General features: G+C 73.3%; 11 protein-coding genes. 4 read left to right on the top strand and 7 right to left on the bottom strand.

Translation table 11 applies throughout. From position 1 onward, the window contains the following. Window positions 1-155: 155 nt before the first annotated feature. Window positions 156-2,894, top strand: coding sequence for a phosphoenolpyruvate carboxylase (ppc, locus tag EDC50_RS14050; protein WP_123771107.1), 2,739 nt, complete (start codon window positions 156-158; stop codon window positions 2,892-2,894). A 422-nt stretch (window positions 2,895-3,316) separates the two neighbouring features. Here the strand turns inward: ppc and dmeF are convergent, their stop codons facing one another. Next, the gene (gene dmeF, locus EDC50_RS14045) at window positions 3,317-4,264 is read right to left on the bottom strand and encodes a CDF family Co(II)/Ni(II) efflux transporter DmeF (protein WP_123771106.1); all 948 of its coding nucleotides are present in this window, start codon (window positions 4,262-4,264) and stop codon (window positions 3,317-3,319) included. A gap of 68 nt (window positions 4,265-4,332) precedes the next feature. Between dmeF and EDC50_RS14040 the strand changes: the two genes are divergently transcribed. The 3 genes from EDC50_RS14040 (at window position 4,333) to fghA (ending at window position 6,673) form a co-directional block, all read left to right on the top strand. Further along, window positions 4,333-4,608, top strand: coding sequence for a metal/formaldehyde-sensitive transcriptional repressor (locus EDC50_RS14040; protein ID WP_123771105.1), 276 nt, complete (start codon window positions 4,333-4,335; stop codon window positions 4,606-4,608). 115 nt (window positions 4,609-4,723) lie between these two features. Further along, a complete protein-coding gene (locus tag EDC50_RS14035) occupies window positions 4,724-5,833 on the top strand; it encodes an S-(hydroxymethyl)glutathione dehydrogenase/class III alcohol dehydrogenase (protein ID WP_123771104.1) in 1,110 nt (369 codons plus the stop codon). Window positions 5,834-5,842: 9 nt separating this feature from the next. Then, entirely contained in the window at window positions 5,843-6,673 is an 831-nt protein-coding gene (gene fghA / locus EDC50_RS14030) for an S-formylglutathione hydrolase (protein WP_123771103.1), read from the top strand. Between the two features lie 125 nt (window positions 6,674-6,798). Here fghA and EDC50_RS14025 read toward each other — a convergent pair whose 3' ends face one another. The 6 genes from EDC50_RS14025 to EDC50_RS14000 form a co-directional block, all read right to left on the bottom strand. Then, complete coding sequence (locus EDC50_RS14025) at window positions 6,799-7,143, bottom strand: hypothetical protein (protein ID WP_123771102.1); 345 nt, start codon at window positions 7,141-7,143, stop codon at window positions 6,799-6,801. Window positions 7,144-7,214: 71 nt separating this feature from the next. After that, window positions 7,215-10,646, bottom strand: coding sequence for an amidohydrolase family protein (locus tag EDC50_RS14020; RefSeq protein WP_123771101.1), 3,432 nt, complete (start codon window positions 10,644-10,646; stop codon window positions 7,215-7,217). A 106-nt stretch (window positions 10,647-10,752) separates the two neighbouring features. Next, entirely contained in the window at window positions 10,753-11,700 is a 948-nt protein-coding gene (locus EDC50_RS14015; protein ID WP_123771100.1) for a DegV family protein, read from the bottom strand. Between the two features lie 71 nt (window positions 11,701-11,771). Then, entirely contained in the window at window positions 11,772-12,410 is a 639-nt protein-coding gene (locus EDC50_RS14010) for a 2-hydroxychromene-2-carboxylate isomerase (RefSeq protein ID WP_123771099.1), read from the bottom strand. Between the two features lie 87 nt (window positions 12,411-12,497). Next, on the bottom strand, window positions 12,498-13,805 hold the full coding sequence (locus tag EDC50_RS14005) for an amidohydrolase family protein (RefSeq protein WP_123771098.1): 1,308 nt from the start codon (window positions 13,803-13,805) through the stop codon (window positions 12,498-12,500). Window positions 13,806-13,813: 8 nt separating this feature from the next. Further along, window positions 13,814-15,256, bottom strand: a complete 1,443-nt coding sequence (locus EDC50_RS14000) for an amidohydrolase (protein WP_123771097.1) — start codon at window positions 15,254-15,256, stop codon at window positions 13,814-13,816. Window positions 15,257-15,393 lie beyond the last annotated feature (137 nt).

Here is a 15,393-nt window from a genome sequence, read left to right as displayed (position 1 = left end):
TGTCCGCCGAGGCCGCAACGGCGCGCGGCGGCCCCGGCAGCGGACGGTGGCGCCGGCGATCGGCCGCCCGCCCCGGCGGTTCGAGCAAGGAGCCGGGACCGTTGCGCCCGCAACCGTCGCGCCCGCTCATGCTGCAGTGCGGTAGGCTCGGCGCCATGAACCCGCCCGCCGTCGCCGAACCCGCCGAAGAACCCCTGCGCGTGGTCGAATTCGCGCCCACCGACGCCCTGCTGCGCGAGGACGTGAAGATCCTCGGCGCCCTGGTCGGCGAAATCCTCGCCGAACAGCGCGGGCCGGAGTTCCTGGCCGCGGTCGAGCGCCTGCGCCGCGCCGCGATCCGCCGCCGCGAGCGCAACGCGCCGGTGGCCGAGCTGGCCGAGGCGCTGTCCGGCATCGAGCTCGACCGCGCCGGCGACCTGGTGCGCGCGTTCGCCACCTACTTCCAGGCGGTGAACCTGGCCGAACGGGTGCACCGCATCCGCCGCCGCCGCGACTACGAACGCAGCGGGGCCGCGGCCCAGCCCGGCGGCCTGCGCGACGTGATCGGCAAGCTGGCGGCGGAGGGCGTGGGCCGCGACGAGATCGCCGCGCTGCTCGGCCGCCTGCGCATCGAGCCGGTGTTCACCGCGCACCCGACCGAGGCGGTGCGCCGCGCGTTGCTGGAGAAGGAGCGGCAGATCGTCGCCTGCCTGATCGACGACATCGACCGCGGCCGCACCCCGTACGAGCGCCGCGCCGATCGCGAGCGCATCCGCGTCGCCCTCACCGCGAGCTGGCAGACCGCCGAAAGCCCGCCGGTCAAGCCCAGCGTCGCCGACGAGTTCGAGCACGTCGGCTTCTACCTGTCGGAAGTGCTGTACCGGGTGCTGCCGGTGTTCTACGAGCTGTTCGAGGACGCGCTGCGCGAGCACTACCCGGAGGCGCCGGGGGTGGCGGGCGTGCTCGGCTTCGGCACCTGGGTCGGCGGCGACATGGACGGCAATCCGAACGTCGGCGCCGACACCGTCGCGGCGACGCTGGCCGGGCAGCGCGCGCTGGTGCTGGGCAAGTACCGCGCCGAGGTGGCGGCGCTCGGCGAGCTGCTGAGCCAGTCGCAAGCGCGGGTGGGGGTGGACGAGGCGGTGCTGGCGCGGATCGAGGACTACCGCTACCTGCTGCCGAACGCGGCCGCGGCGCTGCGGCCGCGCCATGCCGACATGCCGTACCGCAACCTGCTCAGCTTGGTCGGCGCGCGCCTGCAGGCCACCGCCGAGGACCATGTCGCCGGCTACCCGGACGCGGCCGCGTTCCTCGCCGACGTGAGGCTGATCGAGGACAGCCTGGCGCGGCACCAGGGCGCGCACGCCGGCGGCTTCGCCGTGCGCCGCCTGCGCCGGCGCGTGGAATGCTTCGGCTTCCACCTCGCCAGCCTCGACCTGCGCCAGGATTCGGCCACGCACGACGCGGCGCTGGCCGAGCTGCTCGGCGATCCGGAATGGGACTCGCGCACGCCCGAGGCGCGCGCGTCGCGCCTGCACGCGCTGCTCGACGGCAGCGCGCCGGCGCCGGGCCCCGGCAACGGCCGCGCGCGGCCGACGCTGGAGGTGTTCCGCGCCGTCGCCCGGCTGCGCCCGCGCTACGGTCCGCGCGCGTTCGGCCCGTACATCGTCAGCATGAGCCGCAGCGCCGCCGACGCGCTGGCGGTGCTGGCGCTGGCGCGCATCGCCGGCTGCGCCGACGGCGACGGCCGCGTGCCGCTGGACGTGGCGCCGCTGTTCGAGACGGTGGACGACCTCGACGCCGCGCCGGACACGCTGCGCGCGCTGTTCGCCGACCCGGTCTACCGCCGCCACCTGGCCGCGCGCGGCGAGCGCCAGGTGGTGATGCTCGGCTATTCCGACAGCGCCAAGGACGGCGGCATGCTGGCCTCGCGCTGGGCGCTGCAGCGCACCCAGATCGCGCTGACCAAGCTCGCCGCCGAGAGCGGCGTGCGCATCGCCTTCTTCCACGGCCGCGGCGGCTCGATCAGCCGCGGCGGCGGCAAGACCGAGCGCGCGGTGATCGCGGCGCCGCGCGGTTCGGTCGACGGCTACCTGCGCCTGACCGAACAGGGCGAGGTGATCCATCGCAAGTACGGCATCCGCGCGATCGCGTTGCGCAACCTCGAGCAGGCCACCGGCGCGGTGCTGCGCGCGACCCTGCGCCCGCGCCCGCCGGAGCCGCGCGAGGCCGGCTGGCGCGCGATCGCCGGCGAGCTGGCCCGCGACTCGCGCGCGCGCTACCGCGCGCTGGTGCACGAGGACCGCGACTTTCCCGCGTATTTCCGCGCGGCCACGCCGATCGACGTGATCGAGCGGCTGCGCATCGGCTCGCGCCCGAGCAAGCGCGCCGGCGACGGCGACGTGTCCTCGCTGCGCGCGATCCCCTGGGTGTTCGCCTGGTCGCAGAACCGCTCCGGCCTGACCGGCTGGTACGGCGTCGGCACCGCGCTGGAGCGCGCGCTGCAGCGCCACGGCCGCGACGCCCTCGCCGAGATGGCGCGCGACTGGCCTTTCTTCGGCACCCTGGTGGACGACCTGGAAATGCTGCTGGCCAAGTCGGAGCCCGGCATCTTCGAGCGCTACTCGCTGCTCGCCGGCGAGCTGCACGAGCGCTTCCATCCCGGCATCGCGGCCGAGTTCGAGCGCACCCGCGCCGCGGTGCTGGCGATCAAGGGCAACGACGAGCTGCTCGCCGGCGACTACCGGCTGCGCCAATCGATCCGCCTGCGCAATCCCTACGTCGACCCGATCAGCCTGCTCCAGGTCGACCTGCTGCGCCGCTGGCGCGAAGCCGGCCGCCCGGACGACGCGCTGCTGCAGGCGCTGGTGGCGACGGTGAACGGCATCTCGGCGGGCATCCAGAACACCGGCTGAGGCGGCCGGTCCCGCCGCCGGGCGTCGCGCCGGCGGCGAACCGGCCCGCCGGTCCGGCGCCCGCTCCTGCCGCATCGTCGCCAAGCGCACGAACGCCTCGTGCTGGTAGCGGCCGCGTGCCCGGGCCGGCCGCCAGCATCGCGCCGCCGACCCTCGCGCACCGCGACGGACGTCGCCAGCGCAGAGGGCGGCCGGCAGGCGCAGCGCGTGCCCGGCAGATGGATCGAGCCGGCATCGGACCGGCCATCGGACCGTGCGGGGTGCGCAGCACTTCGGCAGGCCGTGCGCGGCCGGCACGATGCCGAACGCGCAGCGCGGCATGGGCGAGCGGCGCCGCGCGGTCGCGGGAAGTCCGGCGCGCCGGGCTGACCCGCCTGCCCGAGGCGCGCGTGCCGCGGCGCCTGCCGCCGCGCGTGCCGGCGTTACGTCCCCGGACGATTGACCTCGACCGTCACGTGCACCAGCTCCTCGTGCACGCGCAATTGCTCGCGCAAGCGCTGCGGCGTGGCCGCGGGGTCGGCGGAGACCAGGCCGAGGATGCAGGCGTACTTGCCCTTGCCGACGCGCCAGACGTGCAGATCGGCGATCTCGGCGCGCACCGGGCCGGAGCGCACGGCTTCGCGGACCTCCTCGACCACGGGCGCGTCCATTTCCGCGTCGAGCAGCACGCGCGCGCTCTGCCGCAGCAGGCCGACCGCCCAGGCCGACACCAGCGCCGCGCCGACGATGCCCATGACCGGGTCCAGCCAGGCGGCGCCGTAGAGCTTGCCGCCGAGCAGGGCGAGGATCGCCAGCAGCGAGGTCGCCGCGTCGGCCAGCACGTGCAGGTAGGCCGAGCGCAGGTTAAGGTCGTGGTGGCCGTGGCCGGCATGCGCGTGGCCGTCGCGGTGATCGCGGCGGTGCGCGTGGGGGTGATGCGGGTGGTGGTCGTCCCTCAGCCACCAGGCGCACAGCAGGTTCACGCCCAGGCCGAGCGCCGCCAGCGCGATCGCCTGGTCGTAGCGGATCGGCGCCGGCGCGAACAGGCGCTCGACCGACTGGAACAGCATCAGCGCCGCCACGCCCAGCAGCAGGATCGCGCTGGTGTAGCCGCCCAGCACCTCCAGCTTCCAGGTGCCGAAGGCGAAGCGCGGGTCGTGCGCGTAGCGGCGCGCCGCGGCGTAGGCCAGCACCGACAGGCCCAGCGCCAGCGCGTGCGAGCTCATGTGCCAGCCGTCGGCGAGCAGCGCCATCGAGTTGAACAGCCAGCCGCCGGCGATCTCCGCGGTCATCATCGCCAGGGTCAGGTACAGCGCGCGGCGGGTGTTGCGCTCGGCCAGCGGATTGCCGTCGTCGAACACATGGCTGTGGCGGAAGGCGTCGACGGACATGTTCGGCATGGTGCGGAGGCGTCGCCGCGGATACTATACCCCAGTACCCCATGCAGTCGAGGCGCCGGATGCCGCACACCGTTCGCGACCGCAAGCGCATCCTGGCGCGGGTGCGCCGGATCCGCGGCCAGGCCGAGGCGCTGGAACGCGCGCTGGAGCAGCAGGCCGAGTGCTCGGCGGTGCTGCAGCAGATCGCCGCGATCCGCGGCGCGGTGAACGGCCTGATGACCGAGGTGCTCGAGGGCCACATCCGCGACCACCTCGGGCCGGAGGCCGTCTCGGCCAAGCAGCGCGAGGCCGACCTGGCGCAGGTGCTGGGGTTGATCCGTTCCTACCTGAAGTGACGTCCGCGACGTCGCCTCGACCCGTGCGGCCGCATGCTCGCGGCCGCGTTCCCGTCGCCGGCCCGCGTACGCGCGGCCGTTCACTCCCGTTCCGCGGGACCTGCAGGAGATCACCATGAAAAGCCGCGCCGCCGTCGCCTTCGCCCCGGGCAAGCCGCTCGAGATCGTCGAGATCGACGTCGCCCCGCCCCGGGCCGGCGAGGTGCTGGTGAGAATCAGCCACACCGGGGTCTGCCACACCGACGCCTTCACCCTGTCCGGCGACGACCCGGAAGGGCTGTTCCCCTGCGTGCTCGGGCACGAGGGCGCGGGCGTGGTCGTCGAGGTCGGCGAAGGCGTGACCAGCGTGGCGCCGGGCGACCACGTGATCCCGCTGTACACCGCCGAATGCGGGCAGTGCCTGTTCTGCACGTCCGGCAAGACCAACCTGTGCGTGGCGGTGCGCGCCACCCAGGGCAAGGGCGTGATGCCGGACGGCACCTCCCGCTTCTCCTACCAGGGTCGGCCGGTGCACCACTACATGGGCTGCTCGACCTTCAGCGAGTACACCGTGGTCGCCGAGGTCTCGCTGGCGAGGATCGACCCGCAGGCCAACCACGAGCAGGTCTGCCTGCTCGGCTGCGGCGTCACCACCGGCCTGGGCGCGGTGCACAACACGGCCAAGGTGCAGCCGGGCGATTCGGTGGCGGTGTTCGGCCTCGGCGGCATCGGCCTGGCGGTGATCCAGGGCGCGCGCCAGGCCAAGGCGGGCCGGATCATCGCCATCGACACCAACCCGGCCAAGTTCGAGCTGGCGCGCCACTTCGGCGCCACCGACTGCGTCAACCCGAAGGACCACGACAAGCCGATCCAGCAGGTGATCGTCGAGATGACCGGCTGGGGCGTGGACCACAGCTTCGAGTGCATCGGCAACGTCGACGTGATGCGCGCGGCGCTGGAGTGCGCGCATCGCGGCTGGGGCCAGTCGGTGATCATCGGCGTGGCCGGCGCCGGCCAGGAGATCTCCACGCGCCCGTTCCAGCTGGTCACCGGCCGCAAGTGGATGGGCACCGCGTTCGGCGGGGTGAAGGGCCGCAGCCAGCTGCCGGGCATGGTCGAGCAGGCGATGCGCGGCGAGATCGAGCTGGCGCCGTTCGTCACCCATACGCTGCCGCTGGAGCGGATCAACGAGGCCTTCGAGCTGATGCACGCGGGCAAGTCGATCCGCACGGTGATCCACTACTGAGGCCGCGCCATGCAACGACTCGAACACCGCGCCTGCTTCGGCGGCTGGCAGGACGTGTACCGCTTCGAATCGGCCGCGCTGCGCGGCGCGACGAACGTCGCCGTCTACCTGCCGCCGCAGGCGGCCTCGCGCAAGCTGCCGGTGTTGTATTGGCTCAGCGGCCTGACCTGCAGCGAGCAGAACTTCATCACCAAGGCCGGCGCGCAGCGCTACGCCGCCGAACATGGCCTGATCCTGGTCGCGCCGGACACCAGCCCGCGCGGCGAGGGCGTGGCCGACGCGGACGGCTACGACCTGGGCGTCGGCGCCGGCTTCTACGTCGACGCCACCCAGGCCCCGTGGGCCGCGCACTACCGCATGTACGAGTACGTGACCCGGGAGCTGCCGGCGCTGATCGAGGCCGAGTTCCCGGCCAGCGGCGCCCGCGCGGTCAGCGGCCATTCGATGGGCGGCCACGGCGCGCTGGTCGCCGCGCTGAAGAATCCCGGGCGCTACCGCAGCGTGTCGGCGTTCGCGCCCGTCGTCGCGCCCACCCGCGTGCCCTGGGGCGAGAAGGCGTTCTCGGCATACCTCGGCGACGACCGCGAGGCATGGAAGGCCTGGGACGCCTGCGAACTGGTGAAGACCGCGCGCGAGCGCCTGCCGCTGCTGGTCGACCAGGGCGAGGCCGACGAATTCCTGGACACGCAATTGCGCCCGGAGCTGCTGCGCGAGGCCTGCGCCGAAGCGGAGCATCCGCTGCGCCTGCGGCTGCGGCCCGGCTACGACCACAGCTACTACTTCATCGCCAGCTTCATCGGCGAGCACATCGCGCACCACGCCGCGGCGCTGCGCGATTGAGCGCGGGCGCGGCCGGATCGCGCGGCGCCGCCCCGCGCCCGAGGAGAGGCTCTTCGCTGGCGGGCTGCCGCGCGGGATGCGAAGGCGGGAGCCGCGTCCGTGCTCGCCGGGCGTGCGGGTGCCGCTCAGGCCGCGGTCACGTCGCGCAGCTCCCAGCCGCCGCCGGCGAGCAGGCGCAGGCGCTGCCGCAGCACGTCGCCGGGGAGGCTGGAGACGACTTCGAGGTCGACGTGCAGGTCCTTCTGCCGGCCGGTCACCACCGCGTTCGGATCCACCGCGCCGAGCGCCGGGTCGACCTCGTCCGGGTCGTCCTGCAGCGCGCGCCAGCGTTCGAACAGGGCCGGTTCGCGCAGCGCCGCCTGCAGCTGCTCGGCGAAGGCTTCGGCGCCGGCCGCGGTGAACGACAGGCTCGGCTCGGTGCCGCGGGCGCGGCGGGCGTCGGGCAGGCGGATGTAGTAGCGGGTCGGCATGGGCGCTCCGTTCTCTGTCACCTCGCCGCCAGCTTAGGCGGGCCGGATCGGCCCGCCGTGAAAGCGCCGGCTCAGTCCTCGTGGGCGTGCGCGCCGTGGCCCTTGGGGCAATGGCAGACCGCGGTCGGGCCGAACTCGACGCCGAAGGTCTGGCCGTCGCGGTGGCGCTGCCAATAGAACACCGGCGGCTTCTCGCCCCGGTTGCCGACCTCGGCCATGTCCGCGTCGACGTCGAACAGGCGGCCGTCGACCATCACGTAGCGGGTGTCGATGGTCGCGCGGATGTTCTCCAGCGGATTGGAGTTGAGCACCACCAGGTCGGCCTGCTTGCCCGGTTCGAGCGAGCCGATCTGCGACGCCAGGCCGAGGTAGTCGGCGCCGTCGACGGTCGCCGCGCGCAGCGCCTCGAAGTTGCTGAAGCCGCCCTGGGTCAGCATCCAGATCTCCCAGTTCGGGCTCAGGCCCTGCAGCTGGCCGTGGCCGCCGACCTGGATCTTCACGCCCGCGTCGCGCAGCTTCTTCGCCGACTTGGCCACCTCGACGTGCCAGTAGTCCCAGTCCGGCGCGGTCTCGCGGCGGATGCTGCGGGCGTCGAGCGTCTCGCGCGGGAAGAAGCGGTTGAGCTTGCTGTCCTCCCACACGTTGTCGCGCGCGTACCACCAGTACTCGCCCGACAGCCCGCCGTAGCTGACCACCAGGGTCGGCGTGTTGCGCACGTCGGTCCGGCGCCACAGCTCCACCACGTCCTTGTACAGCGGCGCGACCGGGATGTTGTGCTCGATGCCGGTGACGCCGTCGAGGATCATGGTCATGTTGTGGTGGAAGGTGCTGCCGCCTTCCTCCACCACCAGCATGCCGAGCTCGCGCGCGGCGGTGTTGATCTGCTGGCGCTGCTCGCGCCGCGGCTGGTTGTAGCTCTTCACGCTGAAGGCGCCGTTGGCCTTCATCCGGCGCAGGTGGCTGCGCGCGTCGTCGAGCGAGTTCACCACCGCCTTGAAGTCGCCGTCGGCGCCGTACAGGATGGTGCCGGTGGAGAACACGCGCGGGCCGACCATCCTGCCGGCCTTGACCAGTTCGGCCTCGGAGAACACGAACTCGGTGCTGGCCGAGGGGTCGTGCATCGTGGTGATGCCGAAGGCGAGGTTGGTGTAGTAGGCCCAGTTCTGCTGCGGCACCACGCCCTGGCCGAAGTGCGCGGCGTGCGCGTGCACGTCGACGTAGCCGGGGACGATGGTCTTGCCGCTGGCATCGATCACGCGCGCGCCGGCCGGCACCGGCACGTCCTTGCCGACCGCGACGATGGTGTCGCCGCGCACGACCAGGGTGCCGTCCTCGATCACCTCCTGCGTGCGCTCGGCGTCGCGCATGGTGACGATGCGGGCGTGGGTGAAGGCGACGGTGTCGCGCGCGGTCGCCACCGGCACCGTCAGGCCGACCGGGATGCCGCCGTCGCGGGTCGGCTCCGGCAGCTCGGCCGGCGCGCCGGGGAGGAAGGCGAAGCTCTGGCTCAGGTCGCGCGAGAAGTAGCGGTCGCCGACCATCCAGTGCAGCGACCTGGAGTCCGCGCTCCAGTGGAGGTAGCTGCCGACGTCGGCGCTGACCCGGGTGACCGGCAGCGCCTTGCTGTCCTTGGACAGTTCCACCGCCTTGCCGGTGGCCGCCAGCGGCGCGACGTAGGCGTTGAACAGCTCGGTGAACGCCACCCACTTGCCGTCCGGGGAGACGCTGACCGTGTCGACGTACTTGAGGTCGAACACCTCGCGCGGCTCCTCGCCGTTGAGGCCGACCGACATCAGCTTCTTCTTCAGCCCGCTGCCGGCGAGGTAGTAGACGCGCCGGCCGTCGGCGCTGAACTGCGGCGCCTCGCCTTCCAGCGCCACCCGCACCGGGGTGCCGCCGTCGGCGTCCATCACGTACACGCCCTTGTCGCCCGCCCACAGCGAGCCGGTCAGGCCGCTGCCGCCGGACTTGCTGTAGACGATGCGGCGGCCGTCGGGCGAGAAGCGCGGGCCGTAGTAGAAGCCCTTCTCCTGGGTCAGCCGCTTGCCGGCGCCGCCGCCGTGGGCGTCGCGCACGTAGATCGCGCCCATGCCGGCGTCGGACCAGGTGGTGTACAGCAGCTTGCGGCCGTCGGCGCTGAAGCTGGGCTGGTATTCGTACACGCCGTCGTTCGAGGTCAGCCGCTCGGGCTTGCCGTCGGGCAGGCGCTTGCGCCACAGCTGGCCGACGGCGTGGAAGATGAGCGTCTTGCCGTCGGCGCTGGTGGCCACGTCGCGGATCATCTTCGGCGCGAACGTGCCCTCGTCGATCTTCTGCGCGAGGCGCAGCGGCTCGGTCACGGTCTGCTCGACCTCGGCGACGAACGGGATCTCGCCGGCGCGGCCGCTCGCGACGTCGACCCGCCACAGCTTGCCCTGCGCCCAGACCACCACCGCCTTGGAATCCGGCGTCCAGTCGAAGTTGCTGTACGGGCCGAAGATCGCCCACGCCTCCTGCTGGTCGTGCGACAGGCCGTCCCACACCGGGCGCACCTCGCCGCTGGCCAGATCGAGCACGTGCAGCACCGACTTGTCGCGCACGCGCTTGACGAAGGCCAGCGACTTGCCGTCGGGCGAGGGCTGCGGACGCACCGCGCCGCCGGGCGTGGCGACCAGCGTGTCGATGCGGCCGGTCTGGCGATCCAGGCGCTTGATCGCGTAGATCACGTCGTGCGGGTTCTTGTTGTACTGGAAGGTCGGGCCGGGGGTGACGTCCTCGGAGAAGTACACGTAGCGGCCGTCGGGCGACACCGCCGGCTCGCCCAGGTCCTGCTGGTCGTTCTTCTGCTTGGTCAGCTGCAGGCCGCCGCCGGCCGCGGCGCCGCTGGCGTGGTACAGCCACAGCTCGCCGGCGCCGAGCGAGCGCTCGCCGGTGAAATGCTTGCGGCCGATCAGGTACTGCCCGTCCGGCGTCCACGCCGGGTTGTTGAGCAGGCGGAAGTCCTCCTTCGTCACCTGCACGGCGCGGCTGCCGTCGGTGCGGATGCGCCAGAGGTTGTTGCCGCCGCCGCGGTCGGAGGTGAAGGCCAGCTCCCGGCCGTCGGGCGAGAAGCGCGGCTGCACGTCCCAGGCCGGGCCGGAGGTGATGCGCCGCGCCCGGCCGCCGCCGATCGGCAGCGTGTACAGGTCGCCCAGCAGCGAGAACGCCAGGGTGCGCCCGTCCGGCGACACGTCCACGTCCATCCAGGTGCCTTCGTCGGTGGTGAAGCGCACGGTCTTGGTCGGCGCGTGCGGCGCGCTCACGTCCCACGGCGTCCCGCCCTCGTCCTCCGCCCGCGGCTTGCCGCGGCCCTTGGCGGCCTGCGCCGACGCCTTGGCCGGGTCGGTGCCGGCGGGGTCGAGCGCGTCCTGCTCGAGTTGCGCCTGGTCCTGCTTTTCCTGCGGCGGCGGCGGATTCTGGGCGAGGGCGGGGAGGGCGAGGGCGCCGGCCAGGGCGACGGCGAGCAGACGGCGGGTCGGTTGCATGCGGACTCGGACGGGAGCGGACAAAGCCCGCAGCCTAACCCGGGCGCGCGGCCGCGGCCCCATGCGGAAAGTCCTGCCGCGGCATTCTCGCCGCAAGCGGCGCGGCTCAGCCCTCGAACTTCTGCCCCTCGGCGGCGAAGCCGACCACCACCGCGCCCTTGCCGACGTTGACCATGCCGGTCAGGCTCATCACGCTCTCGAACCATTCCACCCCGCGCGCGGCGCAGGCCTCGCGCAGGGCCTCGTAGCCGGGCAGCAGGCGCAGCGCGGAGAGTTCGCCGCCGTAGCTCACGCACAGGGTCGGGGTCAGCAGGTCGCCGGCCTCGACCCGGGCGGCGACGTGCTCGAACAGCCTGCGCACGGCCGGCTCGTAGCCCTTGATCTTGGCCACCGGCCCGGTCTCGCCGCGGTTGCAGTGCAGCACCGGCTTGATGTCGAGCGCGCTGCCGAGCGCCGCGCTGAGCAGGCTGACGCTGCGGTCGCCCTTGGCGCGGGCGCGGTTGCGCAGGTAGTACAGGTCCGGCGGGACCATGTAGCCGTGGGTGTGCAGCGCCAGGTGCTCCAGGCGCGCGCGGATCTTCGGCGGGCCTTCGCCGGCGGCGCGCAGGCGCACCGCCTCGACCGCGGCCACGCCCTGCGCCGCGAACAGGTTCTGGGTGTCGATCACGCGCAGCGCGAACGGCGTGTCGTACCCGGCGGCGGCGCGCACCGGCCGGTAGTCGTTGAGGATGGCGTAGCTGGCCTGGGTGGCGTTGTCGTAGATGCCGCTGCGGCTGCGGGCGATCGTCATGCAGAAGACGTGGTCGTAGTCGATCACCAGCCGCTGCAGGAACAGGTCGTGGATCTCCTGCACCGGGAACGGCGTGGTCTGCGCCTCGTGGCCGCGCTCGGCCACGTGCGCGTGCAGGAATTCCAGCGTGGCCGCTTCGTCGCGGCGGTCGACCAGCGTGGTGTCGCCGATGCGCACCGCGATCGGCAGCAGGCTGATCGCGTGCTCTTGCAGGTAGTGCGAAGGCAGATCGCAAGCCGAATCGACGACCAGGCCGATGCGCATAGTCCCCTCCCGGATGAGCGCTGGCGGAGCGAAGTGTGACCGCCAGCATACATTTCCGGGCGGTTACGCGCTCAGTGCCGGCGCTCCTGGCCGACCGGCAGCCGCGCCAGGCGCGCCATCTCCGGATCGGCGAGCAGGGCCGGGTCGTCGGCCGCGGCGAGGGCGAAGTCGTGGGCGTCGTTGCCCCAGAACAGTTCCTCGCCGAGCGCGAGCGTGGGCACGCCGAACACGCCGGCGGCGATCGCCGCGTCGGTGTTGGCGCGCAAGGCGGCCTTGGTCCCGGGCGCGCCGAGCGCGTCGGCGTCCACGCCCAGCTGCGCCAGCACCGGCGCCAGGGCCTCGGCGCTGTCGCCGGCGCGGCCCTCGGCCCAGATCCAGCCGAACAGCGCATCGACCGCGTCCGCGCTCGTCCCGGCGGCGACGCAGGCGCGCAGCGCCGCCAGCGGGTTGAACGGATGCGCCGGCGGGAACCGCAGCGGCACGCCGGCGCGCCGCGCCTGCCACAGCGCGTGGCGGTAGGTGAATTCGCGCTTGCGCGGGATCTCCGCGGGCCCCTTCTGCCCGCGCGCGTCGAGCACCGCGGCGAACAGGATCGGCACCAGTCGCACGGGGCGCGCGTCCAGCAGCGGCGCGAGCCGGCGCCACTGCAGGTAGGCGAACGGCGAGACGAAGTCGAAGTACCAGGTCAGCGGCGTGGCGGGCGCGTCCATGCCCGCGATTGTCGCGCCCGCACGCGCCGAAAGCGACCCGTGCCGCGGGCGGCCGGCCGGGCGTCCGCCGCGGCCGGCCTGCGGCGCTCAGCGCGCCGCGTCGGCGGCCGGGTAGGCGCGCGGCCAGCCGTTGTCGGCGCGCAGGTAGCGGTCGCGCAGCTCGGTCTGGCGGCTGCGCATCGGGATCGCGCGGCCGTCCAGCCACACCTGCAGCGCGACCTCGGCGACGTCGAGCGGATCGCCGCTCCACAGCACCAGGTCGGCGCGCTTGCCGGGCGCGATCGTGCCCAGCCGGTCGGCGACGCCGAAGGTCTCGGCCGGCACCCGGGTCAGCCCGGCCAGCCCGTCCTCCCACGGCAGGCCCGCGGCGACCGCGTTGCCGGCCAGCTGCCGCACCTTGCGTGCGTTGTGCGAGGCGTCGCCGTTCTGGCTGAAACCGACCTGCACGCCGGCCGCGCGCAGCCGCGCCGCGTTCTCCATCGTCGCGCCGATCTGGTCGAAGTCGGACGGCAGGTTGGCGAGCGGATCGACGAACACCGGCACCTTCGCCGCGGCCAGCTGCGGCGCCACCCGCCAGGCCTCGGCGCCGCCGGCGACGGCCACGCGCACGTTGTGCCTGGCCGACCAGCGCAGCAGCTGGCGGATGTCGGCGGCGCGGTTCACGCCGACCACGACCCGGCCGCCGCCGTCGAGGTACTTGGCCAGGGTCGCGCGCCCGGCCGGCGTCAGCAGCGCCGCGTGCGAGCCGGGCGGGATGCGCCCGCGCACCTCGTCGATCAGCTGGTCGAGGATCATCCATTGCGCCGCGCGCGAATGCCCGCTCAGGCCGAGCGCGTCGCCGCCGAGCTCGACGAACAGCACCCGCGGGCCGACCGGCTCGGCGCTGCCGTCCAGCCGCACCGCGCCGCCCTGGCCGGCGACGATCGAGCCGCCGCTCGCCGCGCCGGCGCCGAGCACGGTCCAGCCGAAGCCTTCGATCCGCGTCACCGGCACCAGCACCGATTCCGGGTTGTAGGCCAGGGTGACGTCGAACTCCGGCCGCACCGTCATCTGCTTGGCCTCGGCGCCGAGCGCCTGCGCCTTGTCCACGGTCGAACGCTCGCCGGAGACCTCCTCCAGGCCGATTTCGGTGATGCCGCCGAACAGCGCCGGCGTCAGCGGCCGGCCCTGCGCGTCGATCACCTGCGCGCCGGCGGGCGCGGCCAGGCCGCTGCCGACCGCGCGGATGGTGCCGCCGGCGACCAGCACGTCGGCGTTGCGCAGCGTGCCCTGCGCGGTGGCCGTATGCACGGTGGCGTTGCGGATCAACAGGTCCTGCGCGTTCGCGGCGGACGCAGCGAGCAGGAGCGCCGATGCCCCGGCGAAGGCGAGGCGGGAACGGCGGAAACGTCGCATCAGCGCCTTCACAGCACACCTCCCTGCGCCGCCGCGCCCTGGCCGAGCATGAAATCCGAAACCGGCTGGCGCGAGCGGTCGTTGCGGTCGTACACGCGCGCGCCGTCGATGTAGACCTGTTCGGCCTTGGCGTAGACGCTGAACGGGTTTCCGCTCCAGAGCACCACGTCGGCCATCTTGCCCGGCTCCAGGGTGCCGGTCTCCTCGAGGATGCCCAGCGCCTTGGCCGCGTTCTGGGTGAGCCAGCGGATCGCCCGCTCCGGCGGGATGTCGAGGCCGGCGAGGCGCGCGTGCGCCATCACCTTCGCCGCTTCCTGGTTGAGGCGCTGGATGCCCTCCTCGGAGTCGGAGTGCACGATCGCGCAGCCGTTCCGCGGCCGGTCGACCAGGGCGATGTTCTCCTGGATGCCGTCGAAGGCCTCCATCTTGAAGCCCCACCAGTCGGCCCACAGCGCGCCGCACACGCCTTCCTGGGCGAGGCGGTCGGCGATCTTGTAGGCCTCCACGCCGTGGTGGAAGGCGGCGATCTTGAAGCCGAACTCCTTGGCCAGGTCGAGCATCGTGGTCATCTCGTCGGCGCGGTAGCAGTGGATGTGCACCAGGATGTCGCCGTTGATCGCGCCGGCCAGGGTGTCGAGCTTGAGGTCGCGCTTGCCGCCGGTGTCCTTCTCGCTGTCGGCGCCGTTGCGGTCGTCGGACTGCCACCAGCGGCGCTTCTTCGGCGCCTCCTCCTGCTTGCCGCCGTTCTTGCGCAGGTACTCGGCGGCGTCGATGAACGCGGCGCGGTAGCCGGCGACGTTGCCCATGCGCGTGGCCGGGCCGCTCTTGCCGCCGTAGACGCGCTTGGGGTTCTCGCCGCAGGCCATCTTCAGGCCCCACGGCGCGCCGGGGAACTTCATCGCCTGGTAGCTGGTGGCCGGCACGTTCTTCAGGGTGACGCCGCGGCCGCCGATCAGGTTGGCGCTGCCCGGCAGCACCTGCAGCGAGGTGATGCCGCCGGCCAGCGCGGTGGCGAAGCCGGGATCCTGCGGCCACACCGAATGCTCGGCCCAGACGTTCGGCGTGGTCGGCGCGGTCATCTCGTTGCCGTCGCTGTGGGCGCTCACGCCCGGGCTCGGGTACACGCCCAGGTGCGAATGCACGTCGATCAGGCCGGGCGTGACCCACTTGCCGGTGGCGTCGACCACGGTGGCGTCGGCCGGGGCGCCCAGCCCGGCGCCGACCGCGGCGACCTTGCCGTCCTGCAGCAGCACGTCGGCGCGGTCCAGGCGCTGGCCGGTGCCGGTCAGCACGGTGGCGTTGCGCAGCAGTACCGGGCCGGCGGCGACCGGCCGGTAGGTGCTCGGATACGGATCCTGGACGAAGCGCGAAGGCGCCTTGGCGGCGTCCGCCGCATGCGCGGCGCCGACGCACAGCGCCGCGGCGAGCGCGGCGGCGAGAGCTCGAAGCATGGTGTTTTCCCCGGATGGTGCGGCCACAACCCCCGCACCGTAACCCGCGCGTTTCCGCCGTGCCAAGCCTGACGATGGTCATGCATCGGATCCGCGACGCGGTTCGCGTCCGGCGGGGCCGGCGCCGCGGCCACCGG

The organism is Vulcaniibacterium tengchongense (assembly GCF_003814555.1).
GTDB classification, from domain to species: Bacteria; Pseudomonadota; Gammaproteobacteria; order Xanthomonadales; family Xanthomonadaceae; genus Vulcaniibacterium; species Vulcaniibacterium tengchongense.
Note: the sequence above shows the minus strand (reverse complement) of the source record. Positions and strands in the feature narration are given on the sequence as shown.

What these genes read in the sequence shown, in the direction of transcription:
- fghA (WP_123771103.1), top strand. Translation starts at nt 5,843, where the DNA reads ATGCAACGACTCGAACACCGCGCCTGCTTCGGCGGCTGGCAGGACGTG.
- EDC50_RS14035 (WP_123771104.1), top strand. Translation starts at nt 4,724, where the DNA reads ATGAAAAGCCGCGCCGCCGTCGCCTTCGCCCCGGGCAAGCCGCTCGAG.
- EDC50_RS14005 (WP_123771098.1), bottom strand. Translation starts at nt 13,805, where the DNA reads ATGCGACGTTTCCGCCGTTCCCGCCTCGCCTTCGCCGGGGCATCGGCG.
- EDC50_RS14025 (WP_123771102.1), bottom strand. Translation starts at nt 7,143, where the DNA reads ATGCCGACCCGCTACTACATCCGCCTGCCCGACGCCCGCCGCGCCCGC.
- ppc (WP_123771107.1), top strand. Translation starts at nt 156, where the DNA reads ATGAACCCGCCCGCCGTCGCCGAACCCGCCGAAGAACCCCTGCGCGTG.
- EDC50_RS14040 (WP_123771105.1), top strand. Translation starts at nt 4,333, where the DNA reads ATGCCGCACACCGTTCGCGACCGCAAGCGCATCCTGGCGCGGGTGCGC.
- dmeF (WP_123771106.1), bottom strand. Translation starts at nt 4,264, where the DNA reads ATGTCCGTCGACGCCTTCCGCCACAGCCATGTGTTCGACGACGGCAAT.
- EDC50_RS14015 (WP_123771100.1), bottom strand. Translation starts at nt 11,700, where the DNA reads ATGCGCATCGGCCTGGTCGTCGATTCGGCTTGCGATCTGCCTTCGCAC.
- EDC50_RS14010 (WP_123771099.1), bottom strand. Translation starts at nt 12,410, where the DNA reads ATGGACGCGCCCGCCACGCCGCTGACCTGGTACTTCGACTTCGTCTCG.
- EDC50_RS14020 (WP_123771101.1), bottom strand. Translation starts at nt 10,646, where the DNA reads ATGCAACCGACCCGCCGTCTGCTCGCCGTCGCCCTGGCCGGCGCCCTC.
- EDC50_RS14000 (WP_123771097.1), bottom strand. Translation starts at nt 15,256, where the DNA reads ATGCTTCGAGCTCTCGCCGCCGCGCTCGCCGCGGCGCTGTGCGTCGGC.